Below are 25,471 nucleotides of genomic sequence, written 5' to 3' on the forward strand. Positions count from 1 at the left end.
GCGGAGAGGGTTCAACCGCGGCGGACGTCGTCGGCGTCGTCGGTGTCCGCATGGGCGCCGGCCCCGCCCATTCCGGCCCCGCCCATTCCGGCCCCGCCCATTCCGGCCCCGCCAGCACCACCGCCACCGCCCCCTCGGCCGCCGCCCTTGTCGCCGCCCTTGCCCCCTCCGCCAGCGCCGCCGGGACGCACTGGCCCCTGGTCGGGAATCGCGAGCCCGTTGGGGACCGGCTCGAGGTCGAGCGCCTTGCGGATGAAATCGCGCAGCGACACGACCAGCCGCGCGGTGCCGACCTTGCGCCCGGCGACCATGTCCGCCGCGGCCCCGGCGGCGAGCCGCACCTGCTCCTCGGTGCCGAGCAGAATCACGTCCGACAGCGCCGCCTCGACCGCGTCGCGGGTGCGCCGACGGCGCTCGAGCGCCGGGGACTCGAGCGGCGACGCAAGCCCGGGGCCGGAGTCGGGTTCCTGCTCGAGCGGCTCGCCGGCCGCGAGCCGCCGACGCAGGTCGCGAAGGTGGGTCGGGTCGACGACGAGCTCGCCGGTGAACGAGCCGCCGAGCGTCTTGTACGCCGCAATCAACGTCTTCAGCCGCTCGTTGATCTGGCGGTTCTCGCGTTCGCGCTGGCGCTGCACGGTCTGCATCACCAACAGGCGGATGCCGACGACGACCATCGACACCAGCACGAGGCTGGCCAGCGTCGCCGCGAGGCCGCTCCAGGAAGTGAAATCGAGGGTGCGCATCATCGAAGCGACGATAGCGCGTCCGCCGCTCAGGGCCTCGCCGCGCGGTCCAGGATGGGCTCGAGCACCGCGGCCAGGTCCCCCATCACGTTGGTGAACCCCGTGACGTAGCGGCCCGTCTTGGGCACATAGAGCATGAAGCTCTGGTATCCCGCCGTGGTCCCCAGATGCCCGATGGCGATGATTCCCTTGGACGCGAGCTGCATCACCCCGAGCCCGTATCCAATCAGCCGTGACTCGGGGTCAGGCGCCGACTGGAACGCGAACATGGCGTCCAGGGTCTCCGCGCGCTCGAAGAGTGCACCGTCGCGAAGCTGTTCCCAGAAGGTGGCGAGGTCGGAGACGGTGGTCACCAGGGCGTGACCGCCGGAAGCCCCGGCCATCGAAGGGTCGACGACGGTGAGGTCCGCCAGCTCCTCGTCGAATGGGACGTACCCACGCGCGCAGGGCGTCGGGCAGCCCAGGTCTCCCGGCTCGGGCAGAAACGTCTGCGAGAGCCCGGCTCGCTGGATGACCCGCTCGCGGACGAGCTCTCGCCAGCTTCGGCCTTCCGCCGCTGAGAGGATTTCACCGAGGAGCACGTAGTTGGTGTTCGAGTAGCCGTACTGCGCACCGGGAGGGAACGTGGGCGCCTGCGCTCCGACGACGCCGAGAATCTCCTCGAGCGTCCAGACGTGCTCCGGGTCGGACACGATGGCCATGTTCGTCTCTTCGGTGACCCACTCCGGAATGCCCGAGCGGTGACTGAGCAGCATGGCCACGGTGATGGTCTCCGCGTTCGCGATACGCTCCGTCACACTCGCCGGCAGTCGCTCCGCGAGGGTGTCGTCCAGCGCGAGCGTGCGCCGCTCGACGGACTGCAGCACGGCGGCGGCGACGAAGCTCTTGAGGACGCTGCCGGCGCGAAAGTGGTGCTGCGCGGACATGGGCAGCTTCTGCTCGACATCTCCGAGACCGGCGACTCCCAGCCACGTCTGGCCTTCCTTCGAGGTGACAGCCAGGGCGACGCCGGGAGTCACGCCCCTGGCGACGACGTCCGCGAGAGTGGCCTGCAGGTCAGCGTGCAGCGTCGTGGGCTCGTCGTCGTCGTTGTCGTCGCAACCGCTGACCGCTCCAGCCAGACAGAGGAGCAGGACGACAGAGACCACGGCGAGCGAATCACGGTGTCTGACTTCACGAATCCGGGCGTTGATGGGCATGGCCATGAAGCACCGCCCGACTGCGTGAGTGTCACCACGAGCAGGGCCCATGGGTCCGCAGGCGCCGCCCATCTATATTTCTGAGAAATTTGAATTGTCCGCAAAAACAACTTTTCCTGCCCTTCCGGGTGTTGGTCCAAGGGAGCGCAGGTATAGCGGCGGGCGGTCGCTGGAGCTCCCAAGCAGCAGCGTCCACGCCCTGTAGTCCCTCGAAAAGGAATCCCCATGCGTAAGCTTTCCATGGCGTTGTTGGTCGGTGTCACCCTCGTCGGCTGCGGTGTCGACCCGGAGGCCGAGAACCAGGAGATCGTCTCCAACCTGATTGAGGCCGGGTTTCCGGCCGAGGACATCATGGTCGCCGACGGTGCCGTATACGTGGGCCGCGACGCTCACGTGACGCTCGAGGCGTCCCGCGAGATGCTCCAGGCCCCAGCGGAGAGCGCCGAGCAGTACCGCACGACCAACCTCGTCGGCTCGAGCGTGACGAAGATCTGCGTCAACCCCACCTCCACGTTCAACACCTTCCCCCTCCTGAGCCAGGGGCTCGACCTGGCCATTGCCAACTACAATGAGCGGGGCCTCCGCATCACCTTCGCGCGCGGCCCGACCACCGGCTGCACCGCGAACATCACCGCGCAGACCATGTCCGGCACCGGCGGCTCCGCGGGCTTCCCCTCGGGAGGCCTGCCCTACGGAATCATCAACATCGGCACCGGCCTGAACAGCTACAGCGCGGACGTGAACGAGCACGTCATCACCCACGAGCTGGGCCACGCGGTCGGCTTCCGCCACTCGGACTACTACAATCGCAGCATCAGCTGCGGCGCCGGCGGCGACGAGGGAGATGCTGGCGTGGGCGTCATCCACATCCCCGGCACGCCGACCACGGCCACCGTGGGCGGCTCCATCATGAACTCCTGCTTCCGGTCGACGGAGACCGGCGAGTGGACCAGCTCCGACATCACCGCGCTGGCCTACCTCTACCCCAGCGGTGCGGTCGCGAGCTGCTCGAGCTACAACTTCATGTCCTACCGCGGGCAGAACGGGACGCAGATTCAGTGCAGCTGTGCGGCGGGGAGCGCGGGGACTGTGTGGGGGACGGACCTCTACACCGACGACTCGAATGTCTGCGTGGCGGCAGTGCACGCCGGTGCGATTCCCTCCACCGGAGGGACGGTGGTCGTCACCATCCAGCCAGGTCAGAGCAGCTACACGGGCACGACCCGCAACGGCATCACCACGAACTCCTACGGCGCCTGGGGCGGGAGCTTCTCCGTCGCCGGCCAGACGCCGCCTCCGAGCAGCTGCTCGAGCTACAACTTCATCTCCTACCGCGGGCAGAACGGGACGCAGGTCCGGTGCAGCTGTCCGGCGGTGAGCGGCGGGGCTGTGTGGGGTACGGACGTCTACACCGACGACTCGACTGTCTGCGCGGCCGCGGTGCATGCCGGTGCGATTCCCGCAACCGGCGGGACGGTGACCGTCACCATCCAGCCGGGACAGGGCAGCTACACGGGCACGACCCGCAACGGCATCACCACGTACTCCTACGGCGCCTGGGCGGGGAGCTTCACCCTCAGCCCGTAGTCGCCACACCAGCCTCCGGCAGCAGGAACGAGGGACGGTAGGAGAAAGGCACTACCGGGTCCTCGTCACGGACCTGGCCCTCCGGGAGCAGCAGCTCCCGGGGGGCAGTGCGGCTGCACGGCGTGCCCGCGTCCTTCACCGTCCCGAGAGGGCCTCCGCGCGTGGCTTGCCTTCGGCCGAGGCGGGCATTCCCATCTCCAGGAGCGCGGACAGCGTGGGCGCCACGTCCACCGGGTCTATCTCCTGGGGATACAGGCCGGGCTTCACACCCCGGCCCGCGAACACCACGGGCACCTGCGCGTCGTAGGCGTAAGGCGTGCCGTGGTTCGTCCCACGCGGGTAGTCGCTCATCACGTGGAAGGGCTTCGACATGAAGAGGACGTCCCCGCTCCGCATCGGGTAGTAGCCGCGCCGCAGCGGGGCCACCAGCCCCGCGAGGTCCGGGGCCGTGTCCAGGTCGTCCTTCGCCACCGCCGTCACCGTGAAGGGCTGCTTCGACAGCCACGCCGCCGCCGCGCGCCGCACCGCCACTCCATCCACCTGTCCCGACTCCAGGGCCTTGCCGCCCAGGTACACATCCAACGTCTGCAGCTTCACTGTCACGTCGACGCCGAACTTCTCACGCAGCTCCTGGGCCAGTCCCTTGGCCACCTCCACCGGGTGGATGCGCATGGCGGGCACGCCCGCCTGGACCCAGGCCTCCGGAATCTCCGCGCCTCCATGGTCCGCCGACAGCGCGATGACCAGGTTCGCCCTGCCTCCCGCCGCACGCTCGGCGGCGGTGATGAGCTCGCCCAGCGCCTGGTCCAACCGCAGCAGCGTGTCCTGCATCTCCCATGAGGTGGGCCCGAACGCGTGGAACACCACGTCCGTGTTGCTGAAGCTCACCGCGAGCAGGTCCGGCACGTCGTCCCGGCCCAGGCCCTCGCCCTCCATCGCCGCCTTCGCCGCCTGCACCAGCAGGTCATGTGAGCGCGGCGACACGGCGAAGGCCCGGTACGACGCGGGCCCCGGCTTCTCGAGCCCACCGTGGAGCGCATGGGGGAACGTGCGGCCCATGATGCCGTAGGGCTTCGGCGGCTCCGCGGCGCGGTCGTCCTCGCCCAGGTACTCGGCGCGCGGACGCAGCAGCTCCCACGTCTTGCCAAAGGCCGCGTCCGCCAGCTTCCGCGCGTTGAGCGCCTGCATCCACGCGGGCACCGCCTTCGCGTACCAGGTGCTCGTCACCATCTTCCCCGTGGCCTCGTCGAACCACCACGCCTGTCCCTGTCGCCCGGCCAGCGGAATCGCCGCGCGCGCCTTGAACGACAGCGCCACCACCTTGCCCCGGCCCTGCGTGGACACGCGCAGCCGGTCCGCCAGCGTCTCCGCCATCAGGTTGCCGGGGCTGGCGTCCGCCGTCGGGACGGTGACTCCGTCCAGGACGGCATACGCCGGGTCCATGTAGGCCTGCACGCGCTGGTCCGTGGCACGGTCATGGACGTCGTTGTCCACGATGCCGTGGCGCCACGGATTCGCTCCGGTGGCCAGAGTGGCGTGCCCCGGTGCGGTGCGGGCCTCCGCGTAGGCGTAGCGCGCGTAGGGGTAGAACGCCCCCGTGTCGAGCAACTTCCCCAGGCCGCCGGTGAGGCGCGGACGGTTGCGCAGGAGCAATTCACTGCCCAGTGCGTCCACGCTGATGAACAGGGTGAGCTTCGGGGCCCTGGCCGCGGCGGGCAGGGCGGACAGGACGAGGAGGGCGACGAGAAGACGGGACACGCGGGACAGACTCTCCGGCCAGAGGGTCGGAAGCAATCCAGATGCGTCCCCCGACGCTCTAATAGTGGTTCTGGTTCATCCCCGTGGCGGGACGCGTGCTGGGAGAAGAGGTCAGCGTGCTCGGAGACGAGACCGGCGTGGCCGGCAGGGCTCCCGCGGTGGCCGCACCGAACATGCGCCGGATGTTGTCGCCGAAGAGGGTGAGCGTGAGCAGGCCGATGAGCGCGACCAGCGAGAGCGCGGCCACCGCCGTCACGGCCGTACCGAGCAGCGTGGTCGCCTCCGCGCGCTGCTCGCTCCATACGCGCCGGCAGTCGCCAGTCACCACCGTCCCGTCCGACCGGCGGTAGAGCCGAGCGCAGACCTGCCCACCGGACTGAAGCAGCGTCTCCACTTCGGACGTGCTCAGCTCGCTCACGTTGTAGACATTGAGCCGGCAGGCGCCGCAGTGCCGGACGCGCGCATCACCCGTCATCTCCTCCCAGCGCATCTTGCAGGGCGTCGCGATGGTGAGCCGTTCATCCAGCGAGCGGGTAGTCATGACGGGAGACGGTACCGGCCTCGTGCGCCTCCGCACATCGGTCATTCGTCCGAAGGACGGATGACCGACCCCGCCTGCAGGTTCGATTCCCGCCGCCTCGCAGCACAACCCGCCGCTCCCAGTCTTGAACCAGCGTTCTACCCGTTGATGAGCGCGTTCGCAGGTGACCTGTTGTGGGCTCAGAGCGCCTAACAAAAGCAAGGACTGCAGCCATCGTCCGAGAGGACGAACCCCTCAAACCTGATTCTTGTTAGGCACTCTTATAGTCTTCGCCGGTTCGCACGAGAAGAAGAGCGTGAGGGTTTTTGCCGTGTCCTGTCCGAGGGCACCTTCCCACGTCGTGTCTTCTGTCGGGTCGATTTTTTCACATCCTTGCGCGGCTTTTCTCCAGACACGACTTCACGCATCTCGTCGTTGAACTGCTTGATGAACATCATCGCATTCATGAGCGCGTCCACAGGACCTTGACCGAAGATAGGCGTCACCTTGGTCAAATGCCCCTCGATCATCACTGGGGTGTACCAGCAGCGCTCCTGCGGGAAATGGACAGGCTGCCCTACCGTGAGTCTTGAAGTGCGCCGTTTACCCTCGGGAGTAGTGTATCTCCAGTAGTCATCCGCGATAGGGGCTTCGATCACGGTCAACTTCGGGCGCCAATCATCTTCAGGCACATGACACCTCAGCGGTTGGAGCGTGCACGCAAGTGACTTCCAAGGTCTTTAGTATTCGGCTCATATTCCTCGCTTGGAGTTGCGGGATCCGAGTCTGATTCCAAAGCCCTCCCTGGAGTTGCAGCCTCGCTTCGGAAGAGATTCTGGGAAGCCGTGCTCCGCCACTGGGAGGATGGTCCCGATTCAGTTACCGGCGCTCCCAAAGAAGGCCTTGAGGCAGGAGTTGTTGCGCACGCCAATAGAACCGTGCAGACGGAGAGTGCATGGAGCCGAGGCATAGGCTCCCACCAGCATATGGGTAGTTCTCTCAGCAGCCAATACCGGTGAGGGCCACCGTGTCGGTGCGGGCCGAGCCGGAGCCATAGGGTAACTGGAGGATGTAGGCCCTCAATGCGTTCGGACGCCCAGCGAAGAGCAAGGGGCATGTTGGCGTGCATGGAGAAGCCTTCAAGGAAGGAGCACCGAAGCTGCTTGCTGGGAGGGAGCAGGACATCCAGTTCCAGTAGCGAGGGCGGGTGCGAGGGCAATGACTCGGTGGTGAAGCGCAAGTACGTGCTCCGGGGCTCGGTGTCGCTGGCGGAGAAGCTCAACGCCATCGCCCAGCTCAAGCTGAAGGCCCTGTTCCAGGGTCTGGAGATGGCGGAGGCGAACGTCACCGTGGGCGAGGGCGGGACGTCTATCGACTCCGGCCGCATCGAGAAGTGCGATGACGAGCCGCACAAGTCGTGCGCGGTGAGCATCAATACCGACCCCTCCCGGAGCGGCGAGCGCAACGATGCGGGAGAGCCGCTCTGGCGCTTCGCCGGCAGCCCCGAGGGCGTCATTCCCCCGGACCGCTCCCAGCCTGTAGAGAAGGGCCGGGAGCCCTGGCGCGCACGCCGCCAGGGCCCTCACGCCGATGCTGGCACGGCGGCCCCTGCGCGGTAGCGGCCCCAAACGGGTAACATGCGCGCCAGGGGGTGAGGACATGGCTCCGAGCGTGGGCGTTGCAGGCGGACACAACGAGGTGCTGTTTCCTGGCAACCCTGGCTGCGAGAAGTTCTTCACGCTGCTGGAACAGGAACGCCTGCCGAGGCGGCTGCTCGACGGCCGGCTCACCTCCGAGTCACTGGATGGCCTCGAGTTGCTCCTGCTCGGAGGCCCCCGACTCGACCTCGAGCGCGAGGAGGCCCGGGCCATCTCGGACTGGGTCGAAGCCGGAGGGAGCCTGCTCATCACACTCGATGACGTCCAGCCCGGCCAGGTCCTCGCCTCCCTGTTCGACGGCCTCGTGTACACCCAGGTGGGGGGAAGGGTTGGAAAGCCGCACTCGGGATGGTGGCTCGACCCAATCCAGTCGGCCAGCCCCGTCCGCTACGAAGTCCCGCTCGAGCCCGGAGTGCCCGCCGACCGCAAGCGGCAACGGTCCGTCATCCAGTGGCGCCGGGGTGCGGGCGCGGTCTGTGTCTTCAGCCGTGGCTCGCGGCTCATCGGTTCCGAGTTCTCCGCGCACTTCGCGTCCTGGCTGGTGACGCTGTGGCGCCACCGCACGGCGGCCGAGGTTGCTCGCCGCCGCGCGCTGCCCCAGCGGCACCGCCTGCTCCAGGGCTATCCGATGGCGCCCCAGCTGCGGAAGGACCTCGACGAGGACAGGCTCGCGCAACTCGACGACTATCTCGGACTGGACGCGGGGAAGCCTTGCGTGGTCGGGGTGCTCCCGCACCCGTTCTGCAATCCGGCCGTCAAGGGGTGCGGGTTCTGCACCTTCCCGCAGGAGGCGTATCGCAACACCTCCGCGGAGCAGGTTGCCGCGGAAGTCGCACAGGAGCTGAGGCAGGGAATGAGGTGGGGGCGGCTCACGAACAAGCCCGTCGAAGCGCTCTACTTCGGGGGGGGCACCGCCAACCTCACCCCACCGGAGTCCTTCCGCGAGCTGTGCCGGGCCGCTCGCGCCGCGCTGCCCCTGGCCGAGGGCGCGGAAGTCACCCTGGAGGGAGTGCCCATCTACTTCAGCGCCAGGAAGCCCTCGCTGCTGGAGGTGCTGCGCGAGGAACTGCCCGACCTGTACTACCGCATCAGCATGGGCATCCAGACCTTCGATGACGCGCAGCTCGCGAGGATGGGCCGTACCGCCATCGGTGGGCCCGTAGCGGTGGAGAAGGCGGTGCTCGCCGCGAGGGACCAGGGCTTCTCCTGCTCCGGCGACCTGCTCTTCAACCTGCCCGGCCAGAGCCGTGAGCAGATGCTGGCCGACGTGGACCGGGCCATCGACCTGGGACTGGACCAGGTCTGCGTCTACCACCTGGTGCTCTTCGAGGGGCTGGGCACCGAGTGGAGCAAGCAGCCCGCGCTGCTGGCGGCGCTGCCCTCCAACACCGAGGCGTGCGCCAACTGGCTGGCGGTCCGCGAGCGACTGCTGGAGCAGGGCTTCGTCCAGACCACGCTCACCAACTTCGAGCGCGCGAGTCTGCGGGGAACGCCGCGCTCCTTCCGGTACGAGCCCTACGGCTTCTCCCCCGAGACGTACGACGTGTTCGGTTTCGGTCCCGCCGCACTCAACATCTTCGACGCGCAATTCGGGTGGCTCAAGACCGCCAACCCCGAGGGCGCGGGCGACTACCTCGCGGCTCGGGCCCGGGGACGCACCGCCGAGCGCATGCTGCTGCTGGGCGGCTGGGACAAGCGCCTGCTCTACCTCACCCGGAAGGTGGCGCTGCTCGGCATCGACAGCGCGGCCTACCGGGCCTGGTGCAAGACCGAGCTCTTCGACGACTTCGGCCGCGAGCTGACGGCCCTGCTCGACGCGGGCCTTCTCGCGCAGGTGGGCGAGCGACTGGAGCTCACGCCGGAGGGGATGTTCTATGGCGACACCATCGCCGGCACGCTCGCCTGGCGGCGCGTCCGGTCCGGGCAGGCCCTGGACGTCGTCGAACCCAATAAGCACCGGCTCTCCTACGACGAAGAGCTCGACGCGTCCGTCTACAGCGCCATGGGCTGAGTGCACTCAAAGACCTGTCACGGAGCGCGGCCCTGACGCTGTCAGGCGTGAGCGGCAAAACCAGACTTGTGAATCATGCCCGGGTCGCCGCTCGGGTCAGGCCTTGTGTGCGCCCCGTGATTTTCATAGTGTCCGTGAATTCACTGAATTCGGCGAGACGGGAGTTTGTATGCACCTGAGGGTACGTAGGCGCTTCATGGAGACCCTGGCAGTGCTCGGGATCATCGCGACGACGCTCTTGGGTGCGTCGCCGGCTCGGGCTGACTACGCGGCGATGATGCAGCCGGCCTCGGGGAGGGTCACGTATGTCGTTGGCGGCTGTCCCTCCGACCCCAGGCCGACGCACATGGGAATCGACATCGCGGGCCCGGGGGGCGCGCCCATCGTGGCCGCGTACGACGGCGTCGTCACCACGCGCGTCGTCAACTTCGGCACGTCAGGCTATGGAAACCATGTAGTCATCACACACGCGTCCGGCTACACGACGCTCTACGCGCACATGCAGCAGGCTCCGGCCGTCGCATTGTACCAGTCCGTGGCGAAGGGCCAGACGATAGGCCTCATCGGCAACACCGGTAACTCCTTCGGAGCTCACCTGCATTTCGAGCTCAAGCGGAACGGGGCGAACATCGCGAACCAGGGTTACTCGTGCGGCCAGACAGTCACGAGGGGTTATGCGATCGCCATGGACTTTCCCGGGCTCCAGTCCAACACGACAAGGACGATCCACGAGACGGCGGTACACGGTGGCGCGTGGAAGAAGATGAGCACGGGGCAGCAGATCTCCTCGAGTGTCTTCACGACCGTGAAAATGGGGACGGGATGGGGTGACATCCTCAGCAGCTCCGGCGGCTACCTCTGGCACACGCTCGTGAGCGGTGGACGGTGGGTCACCCTCAACTCCGGGCTCTCCTTGAACGCCACGAGCATGTCCGCTGTGGATGTCGGGCAGGCGTCGCCGCAGCTCCTCGCGGTGGAGGGTGACCGGCTCATGCACGTCTGGGGCGATTCGAACGGATGGCACAAGGGTTGGACCGGCATCAACACGACGGGCAAGGTCTCCGCTGTCGTGATGGCGAACAACTCTATCCAGGCGATGATCAATCAGGGTGGGACGCTGTACCAGGTGTGGACCGGCAGCGGCGCGTGGCACATCGCGTCCACCGGACAGCCGGTCGGCGACGCGTTCGAGGCGGTGTACATGGGGGGCAGCGCACCTCAGGTGATGACCGTGCTGAACGGGCAACTCCATCAGATCTGGGCCACGAGCACGGAGTGGGTGACGATGTCGACGGGTATCGGGATTGCGCCCGGCGCGACTTTGTCGGCACTGAACATGGGCGGAGGGTGGCCGCAGGTGTTCACCGCTGAAGCCGGGCACCTGTACCAGACCGCCGTCATGAACGGCAGCTGGACGAGGATGGCGACCGGGACCCAGGCTTCCGGGCCCATCGACGCCGTCTCCCTCGGAGGGGGTGAACAGCCCCGCGTGTATACCGCGGAGTGACTCCTCCCCGGCCGCTCGCGCGGGCGCGGATTGCAGCGGAGCCTTCTCGTTCGTGTTTCACCTGGCTGGGTTCGCGACGTGGCGGCCCAGCCAGTCCTCCATCTCCCACACTTCTCAGGGAACCAGCGCGACGAGCTGGTTGTTCGCCGAGGGCGTGAACTTGAGGGACTGGAAATAGAACGCCTGGTAGCAACCGCCCGAGGCGCCGCAGTTGCCGGACGCGTCGGCGCCGTTCAGGAACGGCGAGCCGTCGGGCGTCCAGCCCTGCCAGAAGCTGATGAAGGCGTAGCACAGCGACTCGTCGTAAGGGCCGACCGTCGACATGTCCTGGCTCCGGATGACGACGTAGTTGTTGCCCGTGCCCGTGAGGTCGACCGACCAGGTGACCATGTCCGGCTCCCAGTCGATGCGGTAGCGGTACACCGACGCGCCCCAGCCGGAGGTCGTGTCGGGCAGCGGGTTCGGCGGGGTGCCGGTCCACAGCGGCGTCGCGGTGGTCGCGTACGCCTTTTTCTGCCACCAGACGTTGGTCGACACGCTCTGCGTGCCACACGGCGTGGACCCGGAGGTGCAGTGGCCGGAGAACTCGAAGTCGATCTCCTGCTCCTGGTCCTGATTGAATTCGCTCAAGTAGAAGGTCGTGGTCACGCCGCTCCCAGCGCCCACCTTGATGGACAGCTCGTACTGGCCAAAGCCGAGCGCGACGCCGAGCCGCATCTTCGCCGAGTACCAGGCGCCCTCCCCGCCCCAGTTCGCCATGTTCATCGTCTCCAGCTCGATGTCCGGCCCACCCCCGTCCGGCGGCGGCGAGTAGCTGTAGGTCGAGGACGCGTACGGCCCGCTCGTCAGGTTGGTCCAATCCGACGAGCCGAGGCTGTAATAGACGCTCTGCCCGGCGACGGTGAGCCCGCGAGCGGGGTCGGTCTTCAGTTCGCGACGTGCCTTGCCCATAGTGCACCATGGTGACAGAGGGTGAAGAGTATCCAGCCTGCGAATGAACCCTCGCCGGTGGGCGACGTCACCGCATCATGGAGACGGACCGGGGCTCTCGGTGTGACGCGCCTCGGGTGATGACGCGGCGCGCGACTGGAACCTCCGGAGCGCCGCTTTCGGTACGAGCAGCGCTACGCCGGCGTGGGCGGTCCGAACCACTGGGTTAGCGCGTCACGCAGCCCCGAATCCGTGCCGTCTCCCACCCACGCGACATGGCCATCGCGGCGTACTGCTTGCGAGGCTGCGGGCCTCACTCCCCCCCGGAGAGCTCGAGCGTGGGAATGAGGACGTGGCGAAGGCCCGGGAGCCGGTACAGCAGGGTGGCCGGATCCGTCCCCTCCCGAGGCCGATCGAGGTTGAGCTCGAGCTGCACGCGGTAGGTGCCTGGGGGCACGCGGCCCGAGAAGGTCCACACCTCACTGGCCGTGGTGGCATCTCCACACCGGATGGGAAGCCTCCACCGGCTTCCATCCTCCGTGCTGACGAGCACGATGTACTGCGTCACGTATCGCCAGAGCCACGGGGAGTTGGTCCACCGGACGACATGGTCGCAGGCATCCGTCAGACCGAGCTGCTGGCCGTTGCGAGTGAGCGTCCCGGAGACCCTGGAAGCGTTCGATGCACTCGACAGCACCAGGTCGGTGCGGGGGCCCGCGACCTTCAGCGGCGGCATGTTCGCGGAGGGATTGGACTGACCGTTGAAGATGAGCAGCTCGTAGGTCCCCGGGAAGACGGCGCCGTGGAAGGTCCCTGAATTCTCGCTGTCGCACTGGAGGTCGAGGCGCTGTTCTCGCCGGGTTCGCGGATGGACGAACCAGAGCTGGGTCTGACCATCCAGCCGACAGGTGGAGATGGAGTCAACCGCGTGGAGCTGGATGCGGCCCGCGACCTCGTGACGGGTGATATCGAGCACGATGCCCTGCCGGTCTCCCGAGACCTCCAACGTGAGCGGCGCCGCGAAGCCCTTCACGTTGGGATAGGAGGCCTCCCCGGTGCCTGCCGTGTCACGCGGCAGGATGGACATGCCATAGCGGCCCGGCAGTACCCGGCCCTGGAAGGTCCAGCCCGCGTTCGACGAACACGCGACGCCCAGTCGGGTCACCACGCCGGTGTCCATGTCCGAGAGCTCCACGTAGGTGTGGTTGCCGAAGGCGTCCGTCGTGCTGTTCGCGTCGCTGCACAGCCCCGCGGGGAGGGCGGTGCCCCCCTGGACGATGGAGCCGGAGACGGCCTGGGTCTTCACGTCCAGCACCAGCTCACGCTGGGACTCGAGCAGCTCGAGCCGGGGCAGGGCAACGACCCTGCCTTGAGGGAGGCTGCCGAGCGTGCCGCGAGGGCCGTAGTCCCTGGGCTCCAGCTCCACACGGTAGCTGCCCGGCGGGAGGCGGCCCTCGAACCTCCAGCCGTTCTCCTGCTGCCAGCAGTGGACCTGGAAGGAGAACGTGCGCTGCCCGGTGACGTCGACGAAGTGCGCGAACGTCTGGCGCGAGCCATGGCCGTAGCAGGTGTCGTCCCGGAGCTCCTGCCCGTCACGGGTGATGCGGCCCACGACCTCCAGGCTGTTGGGGGCCAGCGTCAGCTCCACCTCTTCCTGGGAAGTGTCGGCCTGGAGGGTACCGACCAGCGCATCCGCTCCGGTGGGTGCTCCTCCGCCCTCGAGCGTCACAAGGTGGCCCCCCGGGGGGAGTCGTCCCTGGAAGCGTCCCACCACGTCGAGGGGTAGCAGGGTGGTGACGTCCGTGCGCAGCTCGACGAAGCGCAGCTTGGCGGGGGTTCCCGTCCAGGGCAGCGGCGGGCCGTTGACGACGATGCGTCCCGCGACTGCCACCTGCGGTGCGCTCACTTCGAAAAGGAGGCCCTTCCGGTCGCTCTGGACGGAGAGGAAGCTGGCGAACTGGCGCCGGACGAAGTCGCCGGAGCTCGCGCTACTCCAGTGCAGCGCGAAGCGGTAGGCGCCTGGAGGAAGATGGCTCTTGAAGGTCCAGCCGGTCTCCAGCGAGCAGTCGAGCTTGACCTCGTATTCGACCCCCGACTGCAGGTCCGTGAAGCCCAGCCTGTAGAAGTAGCTGCTGCAGTTGGTGACGGGGGCCCCCTCGTGCAGGAACTGGCCCTCTACCTCGAACGTCTTCGCATCCAGCGCCAGCGCGTCGCGCGGGCCATTGGCGCAGGTGCCGTCGCCCCTGCACGTATACCCGGCGGGGCAGTCCGCCTCGCACGTCCGGCCGCCGCACAGTCCCGCGGTGCCACCGCCACCACAGGTCTGCGTGGCGCTGCACGTGCCGCACTCCACGACACGGCCACACGCGTCCGTCACCGGGCCGCAGTTGCGCTCCAGCTCCTCGCAGGAAGGGGGCGCGTCTTCACAATTCTGGATGGGGCCGGGGCCCACCTCGGGGGGCGTGCCGGGCCCTGGCTCCGTCTTGCAGCCCACGCCCACCACGAGCACCGTGGCGAGCACGAGCCAGCTGTTGCGAACCCCCATCCACTGCCTCGGTAGCGACTTCCTCATGACCCCTCTTCACCTCACGGACATGCCTGGAAGGCATGGCGCCCGTTTGCCCCGGCCCTGGCCCGCACCATATTGCAAAGCGGGTGGTGGAAGCGTGCCGGGTTTCCGAGGCGGACTCATCGTAGAAGTCCGCGTTGGCACTCGCTGCCTGGGTGAAGCACTGCGGAAGGCCGCCCATGGCGCGGCCCGGCCGCCGGCCCTGCTAGGGCTCCTGTGTGAGCGGCAAGGCTGGCGAGTCCTTCACCTGCGCCTGGTGGTTCACCCGCGTGCCCAGGATGAAATGGGGCGGGTCGAAGGGCTCGGCCACGGGGCGATGGGGAAGCCGTTCCCGCCGAGAATGGTGCCACCCTCCGTGACCCGGTTGCCGTAGATGTCCGTCAGCGCTTCGCCACCGCCGCGCGTGTCGGCCCAGACGACCAGGAACTCCTTCCTGCTGTTGTTCCAGGCGATGGAGGCCTCCCCCGTGAAGTTGAGCCCCGGGCTGAGGGACCTGTCGACCTCGGCGAGCACGACGCCGTCCTTCGACACGCGCGTGAAGTAGATGACGGACTCATCGGTCCCTTCGACCGAGAAGGTCACCATGCAGAGCTTCTCGGAGCAGGCGATGCTCACCGGCCCGAAGGTCTCACCCGACTGGATGAGCCGGAACACCGGGCCCACCACGGTGCCATCCGGCCTCACGCGCACCCCATCGACTCCATCCATCGTCTCCCACACGACGAAGAAGTGCGTGCCGTTGTAGGCGATGGCGGGCTCCCCACCGGACTCGTCGCCGATGTTGATGCGGATGCCCTCCGGGTCGAGCACCGTGCCGTCCTGCTTCCCCCGGGTGCCTGTCCTGGGGGATGAGCACTCCGAGCGACTGTCGCCCAAACTGCCCTGCCCCGGACTGTCGCGCAGGTGGGGCTCGGGCCCTCCGTTCCCAGATTGCCGCTCCACCGCGGCCCGTGCCGCATCTCCATGGAGCTGCCGATGATGAATCACTGGCGTCCACTCCCGCTGTTGCTGGCCCTCTTCACCGGCTGCGCGCCGACAGTGGATGACGAGCCGGGTCCGCACGCGGAAGACACCGCATTGTCCACGCCATCCCGGCGCGAGTGGGAGCCCTGTGGCTCCACCCCGCGTCTGCTCAGCGACATCCGCCCCGGACCGGCGGACTCCTTCATCCACAGCCAGGTCCACGGAGAGGGCGTTCTCTTCTTCGCCGCGCATGATGGCACCCACAGCTCCGAGCTCTGGAGGAGCAGCGGCCTTGGCGGCACCGGCACCTTCATGGTCAGGGACATCGCGGTGGGGTTGGACAGCTCGGGCCCCACGGACCTCACGATGGTGGGAGACCGGCTCTTCTTCATCGCGGACGACGAAGTGCGGGGCCGCGCCCTGTGGGCGAGCGACGGCACCGAGGAGGGCACATATCTGGTGGAGCGGGTGCTCCCCATCGACGCCAGCTTCGGGGAAGGACAGACGCTGGTGGCCTACAAGGGCAGGCTCTACTTCTCGACCGTGGTTCCCGACGGCACGGACGGGTACGAGCTCTGGACGAGTGATGGCACGGAGGCAGGCACGTTCATGGTGGAGGACTTCGCCCCAGGCCCGGCCAGCTCCTTCCCTCGCCGCTTCATCGTCCACGACGGGTTTCTCTACTTCGTCGTCACCGTGGACGACGAGAACTGGCTGGTGCGGAGCGATGGCGGACCCGGCTTCACACCCGTCCTCAAGGTCTTCGAGGACACGGTCATCTTCAGCATGAAGTCCGTGGGCAGGAAGCTCTTCTTCCTGGTGGACCCGGACGAAGGCGAGGCCGACCTCTACGTCACGGATGGCACGGCCGCCGGCACCCGCTTCCTGCGGTTCTTTCCCGGTGAGTACCCCCACGACATGGTGGGGCTCCACGGCAAGCTGTACTTCAGCGCCGGCTCGGGCGCGCCGGAGGGCGAGGAGCTGTGGGTGAGCGACGGCACGCGCTCGGGCACGAAGCGCGTGAAGGACATCCAGCCGGGCGCGGTGGGCTCGGCGCCCGCGTTCCTCGCCGTGTCCGAGGGGCGCATCTTCTTCGCCGCGGATGATGGCGAGCACGGGCGCGAGCTGTGGGTGAGCGACGGCACGACCCGCGGCACCGTGCTCTTCAGGGACCTGGAGCCAGGAGCCACGGGGTCGTCACCTTCGGAGGTGACGGCCATCCAGGACTGGCTGTTCTTCGGCGCGACGACGGCGGGACGCGGCGCCGAGCCCTGGGTGAGCGACGGCACGGTGGCCGGTACGCGGGCGCTCGACGAGGTGGCGCCGGGCGCGGCCTCGTCCTCGCCGCGCGACTTCATCCGTTCCGGCTGGGACGTGTTCTTCACCGCCGAGGACGGAAGCACCGGGCGCGAGCTGTACGCCCTGCCCTTCCGCCCCGAGGACCGCTGTGCGCCCGCGCTCCAGGCCGTGTCTGACGGAACAGCGGAGTCCCGCCCACTCCGGACATTGCCCACGAGCGGTGCACGCGCTCCCTAGCGCTTCCATTCATGATAGGGCGCGAGGCATGGCCCCCGCTCGCCGCACGTGGCTCCTCCTCGCGCCTCTCCCGGCAATGCTGCTTGGGGCCGCCGTGGCGGCTGCGAGCCACATCCCCGTGATGGTGTTCCTTCCCAATGTCCTGGGGCTCCTGCTGGGGGGACTGGGTGTCCTCGCCCTCTCGCGCACGGCACCAGCCACGCAGGAGCGCGCGACTCCCTGGATGGCCGCCGTCGCCTTCCTCGCGGTCGCGGCGACGCTGGTGTTCGCGGGACTTGACGGTGTGCACCGCTGGATTCCGCTTGGACCCTTGCGCTTGAACGCGTCCGCGAGCTTCCTGCCGTGGATTCTGGGAGGGCTGGCGGCCTCGAGTGCGAAGGCTCGCGCGATGGCCGTCGCACTCGTGCTTGGCGCGCAGCTCGTTCACGTGGCACAGCCCGACGCGGGACAAGCCACCGCGCTCGCGGTAGGGACGGTGGCCATGCTCGCGGGTGGCACGGTGCTTCGAGGGTGGGCCCAGGTCGCCGTGGGCGTGACGGTCGTCGCCCTCGCCGTGTGCGCCTGGCTGCGAGTGGATCCACTCGCGCCCGTCGACCATGTGGAGCGGATCCTCATGCTCGCGTTCTCACATGGCGTTCCGTGGGCGGGGGCGGTCATCGTCGCGGGCTCGATGCTGCTCGCTCCGATGGTGATTGCCGTCAGGAGTCAGGAAGGCGCGAGCGCGAGGCTGGCCCTGAGCCTTGCCCTCTACTTCGGGACGACGCTCGGCGTGACCTTCTTGGGGAACTTTCCGGTTCCTGTCATCGGGGCGGGCGCCGGGCCCGTGCTGGGGTGGTACGCGGCGGCATTCCTCTCATCGCGCGGGTCCGGCGCCACCTGACGGGGGTTGGCGGAGCAGCAGCACACCCGCCACCCCCACGAAGGCCAGGGCTGACACGGCGAGCGAGAGGTGGATGTTGGTCACGCTTCCCAGGAGCCCCACCGTCACGCCGCTGAACGCGCGCAGGCCCAGGGCCGACATGCTGAAGAGCCCCAGGACGCGGCCCCGAATGGTGTCCGGCGCATTCAGCTGCACGATGGCCTGGGTCATGCTGCTGAAGGAGAGCTCGAGGAACCCGGCCACGAACAGCACGCAGATGGCCGCCGGATACCAGCTCATGAACGAGAACGCGAAGAGCGAGCATCCCCACAGGAACGCAATCTTCAACGCGGCGGCAGCCGTCGTCGGCAGCCAGGTCCGGCGCGTCTCGAGCAGGACGCCCGCGAGCAGCGCACCGGCCGCATCCGCTCCCAGCAGGAGCGTATAGGCCATGCCGGGGTCTCCATGGCCCAGCGCGTGGGCAAAGCCCGGCATCTGTGCCTGGTAGCTGTTGCCGATGAAGAAGGAGGCGGCACCCGCCAGCAACACCATGGCCGCGACCACGGGCATCCCCCGCACGTCGCGGAGGGTCTGGACGATGTCGGCGAAACCTCGGACGGCACGCTTGGGCCCCGTCGTCCCACTGCGAAACTGCCGGCCATAGGGTGCGCTCACCAGCCAGAGCAGGAGGGGCAGATAGAACAGCGTGTTGACGAAGATGCCCCGGGTCGGCCCGAGCGTCCGCATGATGATGCTGCCCACTCCGGGACCCACCAGGACGCCCAGGTAACGGGCCGTCGCGTTCAGGCGCACCGCACTGGCCAGGGAGCTCGGGCCCACGATGTCGTAGAGCAACATCTGACTGGAAGTGCTCCAGAGGACCCCCGCGCAGCCATGGAGCGTGAGGAGCACCATCGCGTGCCACATCTGCAAGGAGTCCGTGACGAAGAAGTATCCCCACCCCACGGAGGCGGTGATGAAGAGCACCATGCCGGCCTGGATGAGGCGCCTGGAATCGAACCGGTCATTGAGCGCGCCCACCGGCACCGAGAACACCAGGAAGGGGAGCCAATGGGACACCACCGCGAACCCACCGAGCGCCGCCGAGTGGAACTTCTGGAACGCCACCCAGTAGCTGATCACGTGCTCGATGTTGTCGGCCATCATCGCCAACATGAACGTGATGAGAAAGGTCCGGTATCCAGGGATCCGGAGCGCGCTCGTTGCGACAGGAGGGACGGCCACGGTGGAGGTCATGGATAGAGCACGGCCCTGGCCGCATTGAACGTCAGTCCGAGCAGCACCAGTGACGACAGCACGAAGAGCACGAAGCGCAGCTCGATCTTGTTGATGGTGGCCTGCACCAGGCTATGCACCACGCGCAGGCCCACATAGCTCCAGGCCAGCATCAGGTTGAGGCCGGTTCCTTCGCCCAGCAGCGCCAGCGCCAGCGTGATGGCATAGAAGAGGGTGGGCTGCTCCATCAGGTGGTTGTAGTTGTCGGCCTTCCAGCGCACCTCGGCCGGCAGCTGGCTCATCTGCTCGCCGCGCGGCACATAGGGGTCGGGTTTCATGCGGACCTTGAACATGGCCGGCAAGCGCGTGGCATACATCCATGCCCACATGACCATGGACCAGGACACGAGCGCGACGATGGGAGCGAGAATGGGGCTGTGCATGGCTCCTCCCTGCCCCATGTCGCGGCACGGCGCAACTCTACACCGGCCCCGACGCACAGCCCGGGTGGCACCCGGGAGCGGTCTTGCCGACGAAGCGCCGCGGGCTGCCTCCATGGGGAGGTGGCGCAGCGGTCAGCCGTGCGCCGCCGTGCAGACCTTGTTGCGGCCGGTGTTCTTCGCGGCATAGAGCGCCTGGTCGCCGCGGGACAGCAGCTGGTCGAGCCGCTCACCCGGGAGCCACTCCGCCACCCCCACGCTGACCGTGAACGTGAGCGCCTTCCCGCCCTCGGGCACCACGACCTCCGCGAGGGACTGCCGCAGCCGCTCGGCCACCCGCAGCGCCCCCTCCGCGCCGGTCTCCGGCAGGACGATGGCGAACTCCTCGCCGCCCAGCCGCCCGAGCACGTCCACGCTGCGCAGCGCGCTCTGGCTGGTGCTCGCCAGCGTGCGGATGACCGCGTCCCCCACCGGGTGGCCATGGGTGTCGTTGATGCTCTTGAAGCGGTCGATGTCCAACATCAGCAGCGAGACCGGGCGTGTGCCGCGGCGCGCGCGGTCGAGCTCGCGCTCGGCCAGCTGCAGGAAGCTGCGCCGGTTGTGCGCCCCGGTGAGTGAGTCACGCGTGGCCAGCACCTCGAGGTCCAGCTCCAGTCGGAAGGCGCGCCGGGAGAGCCGCTCCGAGAGCGCCGCCAGGATGACGCCCGCCGTGGCCCCCGAGATGAGGAACACGTTCACCGCGAAGAAGAAGAGGCTGCTCGCTCCGAAGACGAGCCCGAGCAAGTTCACCACCGCGAGCAGGAGCCCATGGTGGGTGAGCGCGTGGCGCAGCGAGGTCGTCAGCGCCGAGAGCATCACCACCATCAGGAGCAGCGAGCCCACCGCGAGCATCTCTCCGAAGCGCAAGCCCACCGAGAGCCGGGTCACCGACGCGGCCCCCACCCCCACTCCCGCCAGCAGCAGCAGCTCCACCCGAGCCCGCGCCGGCTCCCAGCGCGCGAGCAGGTGCAGCGCGAGGTACGCCCCCACCGCCAGAAGCCGCACCGCCATGTTGCGGCCCAGCTTCTCGGGGTCGAGCTGGTAGTCCAACCCCATGAAGGCGAGGAAGAGCGTCGCGGCCACCAGGAACGTCCAGCGCAGCTTCGCATGGAGCTCGCGCGCGCCCCGCTCCGCGTAGCGCTGCTCCTCCTCGGTCGAGAACACCGTATCCATCCCTATGCGAACCTGCACCGGAGCGCCACCAGCCCTCCAGGCCTGAAGCGGAGGGAGTGACTGGCATTCGACCCTGTGCGCCCCCCGGTGGTTGAGCAAGCTCAGCACATTCGCGGATGGAAGGGCAACGTGGGCTCCGCGAAGATGGAACCGACGCTGCCGCGGCTGCGGCTCAGCGTCCCGCACTGAGTGACGGCCCGGTAGGCTTCAGCGGGGCGAGACGATGTAGCGCCCCAGCCTCGACACGGACGCGCTGACGGTGTTCGCCCCGGTGTCCAACACGGCCCCGGAAACCGCCTGGGCCGGCCCGTCGTCGGGCTTCCAGTAGAGCGTGAGCGAGGACTCCAGGCCTCCCTCCGGAATGAGCTTCGGGTCGTACCCCACGGTCAACCGCACGGGCTGCTTGAACACCCCCGACGCGGGCTCGAAGTCGTAGTCGTGCGCGAACATGAAGTCGTTCCACTGCGTGGGCACGAGCATGCCGAAGCGCCACGTCCCCGGTTCCACCTGCACCTCCGCCGTCAGCGCCCCCGCGGGCAGCTCCCACCGCACGCGCCCCTCGTACATGCTCACGGTGCCACCCACCGGAGTGAACCGGGCTGAGTCTCCGCACTGGTTCGCCCGCAGCTCGCCGCCCGCGATGCATGCGGCCAACGTCTCACCGCCCGCCAGCGCATCCAGGATGCGCCGGTACTGGTACACCGACGTGGCGAGCGGCACGCCCGCGTGAAGCAGCACGGTGCCCCCGTCCGTCGACCACAGCGTGTCTGTCTTCCTCAGGCCCTCCGCCAGCTGCGCGTAGTCCAGTCCGTTGCGCTGGCAGAGCTCCCAGGCGGTGGGGGCGAACTGCTGGTTGATGGCATCGCAGAGACTGCTCGCCTGTCCGCCCACCCGGTAGGAGATGGCCCGCACGAGCCACTCGTGGGACAGCTCGTGTCGCAGGAAGAGCACGATGTGGGAGTACTCGTGCGCCACCAACACCTGGTTCTCGCGCGCCACGGCGTTCTCGACCGTCAGGGGCCGTGCGACCTCGGGCGACGGCGCCCGTGAAGCCTCCAGCTCCCAGAGACAGACATTCGAGCCCGGTCCCGGTTCGAGCCCCGTCTGGTTCATGAACGAGCTGCCGGACGCGGCCCCCTTCGGGCCACAGAGGCTGTCGCCCGCCAGGTGGATGTCCACCGGCACCATCCGCGGCGACACGTCCACCCCCGCCACGGAGACGAGGTCGTCCTTCACCGCCAGGAACCCCGCGTAGCGCGCGAAGAGATACGTCTCGTCAATGGGACAGGGCTCCTCGCAGACGATGCGGAAGGTGTCTCCCGGCCGCTGGTAGGCGCGGTACTCGCGCCCGCCGAGCGTCACCTGAGTCCTGGGCACCGCGACGACTTCAGGCGGAGGACGGCCCGCGTCCACGCCGGCATCCGGTCTGGAGACGCCCGCGTCGGAGGGGCCGCCCGTCCCCGGCTCCGGGTCGTCGCCACAGGCGGACATGAACACGAGAAGAAGACCGAGCAGGGCGCACCGCGGCGCTTGGAGGGAGGGCATGTGACTCGCGGTAGAGCACGCCCCGCTCCACCGCGCACGCATCCCGTGTCGCCTGCCGTGGCCACAGCCGCCCGTCATCAGCACCTTGCCGGACCTCAGCCGAGGGGATGGGGTGCCATTCGAGCGGGGCGCCGGGGGCAGGCGCCGGGGAGACGTGCCAGGATTGGCATGCTCGCGACCTCCGCGCGCGGGCACCGAGGAAGCTTCATGAGATGCTTCGCCGTGTCCCTCCTGCTCGTCGTCAGCCTGTCCGCCTGCGCCACCCCGCGTGAGCCCCCGGCTTCGGAATGCCCGAGGCACGAGCTCGCCTTCAGCCGGGAAACGGGGTGCCAGAACGACGGCGCGGTGGAGTTCTGTCTTCCGAAGGGCAACGACGCGCTCCTCGCCCGCGTGAAGGCCATTGCCCCCAAGGTCCACGCGGGGGCGTCCCGAGGCCGCGCGGGCTGCGACACGTCCCAGGAGACGCTCTACTTCTTCCCCACGGAAGCCACGGAATGTGTTTCACACCACGGCGCGCTCACCCCCGCCGCGTGGGACGCGCTCTGCCGCCTCGCCGCGCTTCCAGAGGTTCGGGCCATCGTGCCCACGTGGTACGAGTAACCTGCTGCCAATCGAGGTCAGCCAGACACATCCAAGGGGCTGCAATGCTGAAGACGAATCGCGGGTACTGGCTGGGACGTGGTGGCGTCGGGGTGCTTCTCGCCCTCCAGGCGGCGTGCCTGGAAGGTCCCCGTGAGGAGCCTGTCACTGAACCGGCGCCCGCCGTACGCAGTGAGGCCCTCACCGACGCCAGCGACCCCTTCACGGCCCCGGCGCGCGCGCTGGCTGATGAGCTCGGCTTCTCGCTGAACATCCAGCACGCGCCCTGGATCCTGCCCGGCGACAGCTGGAAGACCTTTGCCGCGCAGAACTTCAACTCGTACACGAACCTCGGCGAGCTCTCGCACATCACGCTCAAGAACGGGGTCGACGCCCCCATCTACCTCGACGAGCTCGGCTGGGCGGTCAGTGACGCCAACAACCCCACGTACTACCCGGCCAGCCAGCCCTTCCACGTGATGCGTGGGCACACGAACATCTGGTACGGGGTGGTGCTTCCCCCCTGGTTCCAGACGCTCGACGCCGCCTGCGCCTCGAACCCGAACTGCCTCCTGAATCAGCCTTCCTGGTGCGCGAATGGTGGCACCGCCGACTGCAACATCTCCGGGATGTACGCCCCGAATCCCACGGCTTCGCTGCGTGAGCACACGCTCCGCCGGCAGGTCTTCCGGCCCGTGAAGTCGCTGCGCGAGGGCATGGGGCCCGGCGCGAGGATTCAGGTCGACGTGTCGAACGAGATGGTGCGCACCATCTTCCCCGGCGGGAACTACGGCATCTATGACCGTATCGCGGGAGAGAGCGACCTCACCTACTGGAACCGGGTCGCCTTTCCCGACTCGCGCGTCTGGAGCGACATCCGCCCCTCGGACAGGCTCTATTTCCTCGAGCTGGCCTTCAGGATTGCTCGCGCCGCCGACCCGGCCGCGCGCCTCTTCTTCAACGACTACGACGGGCAGGTCGAGGGGTACGGCCGGAAGTCTCGGGCCATCAAGGAGGTGGTGCGCATCCTCCGTGCGCGCGGTGCGCCGGTGAATGGCATTGGTCTCCAGTTCCACCTCAAGGACGTGGACCCGCCGCCCGGCTTCGACCACCTCGGGCGCTGGAACCCGAGCTATCAGCCGGCCGTCGAGTCCTACATGCGCGGGCTGGCGGACATCGGCGTCGAGGCCGCGGTGACGGAGTTCGACGTGGTGGTGAAGGGGAACCTCGCCGAGGACGAGGGCGTTCTCCGCCGTCACTCTCAAGCGGCGCGTGGGGTGCTCGACGCCTGTATTGACTCGGGAAACTGCCACACCTTCACCGCGTGGGGAGCGATTGAAGGCTCGCCTCCGCCTTCTGGCACCCAGACCTTCTCCCGGGGCCTCTTCCGCTCCAACCTCACTCCAGTCCCGGCCTGGTGGACACTCAGCCGGGGCCTTGCTCGCGCCGTGGTTCCCGGCTCGAGCGTCTTCGAGCCGGAGTGGTTCCCGACCACTCCGGGCTATGCCGCCTCGGGCGGCCAGTCGTTTCTCATGCCCGGAGCGGATGGCTACATGCTCTGGGGCAATGGCAGTCTGAGCGCGCCGGTCAACATCCCGGTGACTGGCACCTACGTCTACGACGTCTGGGCGACCGGCTACCCGGCGGCAGGGCAGAACCCCATCGCCGCCCTCTCCCTGGACTCGACGCTCCAAGGCACGCTGTCCGTCGGTCCAGGGGCGCAGCACTACATGCCCGAGTGGGTCCTCCCCGCGGGCAGCCATACCCTGTCGGTGGCCTTCACGAACGACCTCCAGACGGCTTCCGAGGACCGCAACCTCTTCATCGACGCGCTGGCCATTCGTCCCAAGCACCGGGTCGGGCGGCAGGAGTGCCACCCCCTCCAGGTCGCGACGATGGGAGTGAAGGAGGGCGCGACGCTGAACGACTACGGCTGGGGAATCCTCTTCACGAACGGGGCCTACAAGGAGGCCGTCTCCGTCACGAAGAGCGGCTGGTACACGCTGCGCCTGGTGGGCTACGGGTTCGGTTCGCCTCAGCAGGCCTCGCTCGACATGCGCGTCGATGGCGTGCGGCAAACGACGTGGCTCCTCGCCTCGCAGCCGTGGGGGAGCGCGGGCTCCACCTACGAGCTGAACGTCTACCTGACTCGCGGCACCCATGAGCTCGCGCTGGCGTTCACGAACGACTACACCGGACCTTCCGAGGACCTGAACGTCGCCCTTGGCACCCTCAGCGTCTGTCCAATCTTCGAGCTGGTTGGCCAGGCGACCTACGCCGCCAGCAATACGAACAACGCCACGCTGAGCACCGTCAGCACACCTGTGAGCCTGCAAGGGGGACAGACCCTGACCTTCGGTGCCTGTTCGCCGGGCGCGACCTACAGCGGAGACACGTATCTGCGCCTCTTCGACTCGCGAAGTGTCGAGGTGGCGTTCAATGACAACGCCTGCGGGGGTGGTTCTCAGCTCACCTTCACTGCGCCCACGAGCGGCACCTACACCGTGGGGATGGGGTGCCGTTCGAGCGGTGCGTGTTCTGGGCGCATGGTCTGGAGCGTCCAGTAGGTCCGGACGCGGGGAGAGTCAAACCCATCACCGCGGGGACTCTCGCCTGCGC

General features: G+C 68.2%; 21 protein-coding genes. 8 read left to right on the forward strand and 13 right to left on the reverse strand.

The annotated features are described in order from the left end of the window. Positions 1–11 precede the first annotated feature (11 nt). Positions 12–746, reverse strand: a complete 735-nt coding sequence (locus tag G4D85_RS34355) for a hypothetical protein (protein WP_205525835.1) — start codon at positions 744–746, stop codon at positions 12–14. A gap of 26 nt (positions 747–772) precedes the next feature. Beyond that, a complete protein-coding gene (locus G4D85_RS34360; protein ID WP_164018311.1) occupies positions 773–1,891 on the reverse strand; it encodes a serine hydrolase domain-containing protein in 1,119 nt (372 codons plus the stop codon). 276 nt (positions 1,892–2,167) lie between these two features. Between G4D85_RS34360 and G4D85_RS50425 the strand changes: the two genes are divergently transcribed. Beyond that, the gene (locus G4D85_RS50425) at positions 2,168–3,529 is read left to right on the forward strand and encodes a M57 family metalloprotease (RefSeq protein WP_164018312.1); all 1,362 of its coding nucleotides are present in this window, start codon (positions 2,168–2,170) and stop codon (positions 3,527–3,529) included. Between the two features lie 135 nt (positions 3,530–3,664). On the opposite strand, the gene G4D85_RS34370 is transcribed toward G4D85_RS50425, so the two are convergent. The 3 genes from G4D85_RS34370 to G4D85_RS34380 form a co-directional block, all read right to left on the reverse strand. After that, entirely contained in the window at positions 3,665–5,287 is a 1,623-nt protein-coding gene (locus G4D85_RS34370; protein WP_164018313.1) for an alkaline phosphatase family protein, read from the reverse strand. Between the two features lie 58 nt (positions 5,288–5,345). Continuing rightward, positions 5,346–5,828, reverse strand: coding sequence for a hypothetical protein (locus tag G4D85_RS34375; RefSeq protein WP_240359656.1), 483 nt, complete (start codon positions 5,826–5,828; stop codon positions 5,346–5,348). Between the two features lie 260 nt (positions 5,829–6,088). Next, the gene (locus G4D85_RS34380) at positions 6,089–6,499 is read right to left on the reverse strand and encodes a hypothetical protein (RefSeq protein ID WP_164018315.1); all 411 of its coding nucleotides are present in this window, start codon (positions 6,497–6,499) and stop codon (positions 6,089–6,091) included. 537 nt (positions 6,500–7,036) lie between these two features. Here G4D85_RS34380 and G4D85_RS34385 point away from each other — a divergent pair. From G4D85_RS34385 to G4D85_RS34395, 3 genes are all read left to right on the forward strand, one after another. After that, the gene (locus G4D85_RS34385) at positions 7,037–7,426 is read left to right on the forward strand and encodes a hypothetical protein (protein WP_164018316.1); all 390 of its coding nucleotides are present in this window, start codon (positions 7,037–7,039) and stop codon (positions 7,424–7,426) included. 40 nt (positions 7,427–7,466) lie between these two features. Beyond that, entirely contained in the window at positions 7,467–9,476 is a 2,010-nt protein-coding gene (locus G4D85_RS34390; RefSeq protein WP_164018317.1) for a radical SAM protein, read from the forward strand. A 196-nt stretch (positions 9,477–9,672) separates the two neighbouring features. Further along, complete coding sequence (locus G4D85_RS34395) at positions 9,673–10,983, forward strand: M23 family metallopeptidase (protein ID WP_164018318.1); 1,311 nt, start codon at positions 9,673–9,675, stop codon at positions 10,981–10,983. A 114-nt stretch (positions 10,984–11,097) separates the two neighbouring features. Here G4D85_RS34395 and G4D85_RS34400 read toward each other — a convergent pair whose 3' ends face one another. From G4D85_RS34400 to G4D85_RS34410, 4 genes are all read right to left on the reverse strand, one after another. Continuing rightward, positions 11,098–11,934: a family 16 glycosylhydrolase gene (locus G4D85_RS34400; RefSeq protein WP_164018319.1), complete on the reverse strand. Its 837-nt coding sequence runs from the start codon at positions 11,932–11,934 to the stop codon at positions 11,098–11,100. Between the two features lie 173 nt (positions 11,935–12,107). Further along, a complete protein-coding gene (locus G4D85_RS50595; RefSeq protein ID WP_420821741.1) occupies positions 12,108–12,230 on the reverse strand; it encodes an aromatic-ring hydroxylase C-terminal domain-containing protein in 123 nt (40 codons plus the stop codon). Next, positions 12,227–14,485 (reverse strand): hypothetical protein, encoded by a 2,259-nt coding sequence (locus G4D85_RS34405; RefSeq protein ID WP_164018320.1) that lies wholly within the window; start codon positions 14,483–14,485, stop codon positions 12,227–12,229. The genes G4D85_RS50595 and G4D85_RS34405 overlap by 4 nt, the downstream gene beginning before the upstream one ends. Positions 14,486–14,743: 258 nt before the next feature. Next, a complete protein-coding gene (locus G4D85_RS34410; protein WP_164018321.1) occupies positions 14,744–15,292 on the reverse strand; it encodes a hypothetical protein in 549 nt (182 codons plus the stop codon). A 165-nt stretch (positions 15,293–15,457) separates the two neighbouring features. On the opposite strand from G4D85_RS34410, the gene G4D85_RS34415 reads away from it, so the two are divergent. Together G4D85_RS34415 and G4D85_RS34420 are read left to right on the forward strand one after the other, a co-directional pair. Continuing rightward, entirely contained in the window at positions 15,458–16,981 is a 1,524-nt protein-coding gene (locus G4D85_RS34415; protein ID WP_164018322.1) for an ELWxxDGT repeat protein, read from the forward strand. A 223-nt stretch (positions 16,982–17,204) separates the two neighbouring features. Further along, the gene (locus G4D85_RS34420) at positions 17,205–17,861 is read left to right on the forward strand and encodes a hypothetical protein (protein ID WP_240359657.1); all 657 of its coding nucleotides are present in this window, start codon (positions 17,205–17,207) and stop codon (positions 17,859–17,861) included. Here the strand turns inward: G4D85_RS34420 and G4D85_RS34425 are convergent. The 4 genes from G4D85_RS34425 to G4D85_RS34440 all read right to left on the reverse strand — a co-directional run bounded on the left by G4D85_RS34425 (position 17,835) and on the right by G4D85_RS34440 (position 22,273). Continuing rightward, positions 17,835–19,097: an MFS transporter gene (locus G4D85_RS34425; protein ID WP_164018324.1), complete on the reverse strand. Its 1,263-nt coding sequence runs from the start codon at positions 19,095–19,097 to the stop codon at positions 17,835–17,837. The two genes, G4D85_RS34420 and G4D85_RS34425, sit on opposite strands and share 27 nt — an antisense overlap. Further along, positions 19,094–19,519 (reverse strand): MAPEG family protein, encoded by a 426-nt coding sequence (locus tag G4D85_RS34430; RefSeq protein WP_164018325.1) that lies wholly within the window; start codon positions 19,517–19,519, stop codon positions 19,094–19,096. Before G4D85_RS34430 ends, G4D85_RS34425 begins: the two co-directional genes overlap by 4 nt. A 132-nt stretch (positions 19,520–19,651) precedes the next feature. Next, the gene (locus G4D85_RS34435) at positions 19,652–20,728 is read right to left on the reverse strand and encodes a GGDEF domain-containing protein (RefSeq protein ID WP_164018326.1); all 1,077 of its coding nucleotides are present in this window, start codon (positions 20,726–20,728) and stop codon (positions 19,652–19,654) included. Positions 20,729–20,935: 207 nt separating this feature from the next. Beyond that, positions 20,936–22,273: a hypothetical protein gene (locus G4D85_RS34440; protein ID WP_164018327.1), complete on the reverse strand. Its 1,338-nt coding sequence runs from the start codon at positions 22,271–22,273 to the stop codon at positions 20,936–20,938. A 207-nt stretch (positions 22,274–22,480) separates the two neighbouring features. Here G4D85_RS34440 and G4D85_RS34445 point away from each other — a divergent pair, with 207 nt between their 5' ends. Next, positions 22,481–22,873, forward strand: a complete 393-nt coding sequence (locus G4D85_RS34445; RefSeq protein WP_164018328.1) for a hypothetical protein — start codon at positions 22,481–22,483, stop codon at positions 22,871–22,873. Between the two features lie 44 nt (positions 22,874–22,917). Continuing rightward, the gene (locus G4D85_RS34450) at positions 22,918–25,419 is read left to right on the forward strand and encodes an endo-1,4-beta-xylanase (protein ID WP_164018329.1); all 2,502 of its coding nucleotides are present in this window, start codon (positions 22,918–22,920) and stop codon (positions 25,417–25,419) included. Positions 25,420–25,471: the final 52 nt, after the last annotated feature.

It is taken from the genome of Pyxidicoccus trucidator, from assembly GCF_010894435.1.
Taxonomy (GTDB): domain Bacteria; phylum Myxococcota; class Myxococcia; order Myxococcales; family Myxococcaceae; genus Myxococcus; species Myxococcus trucidator.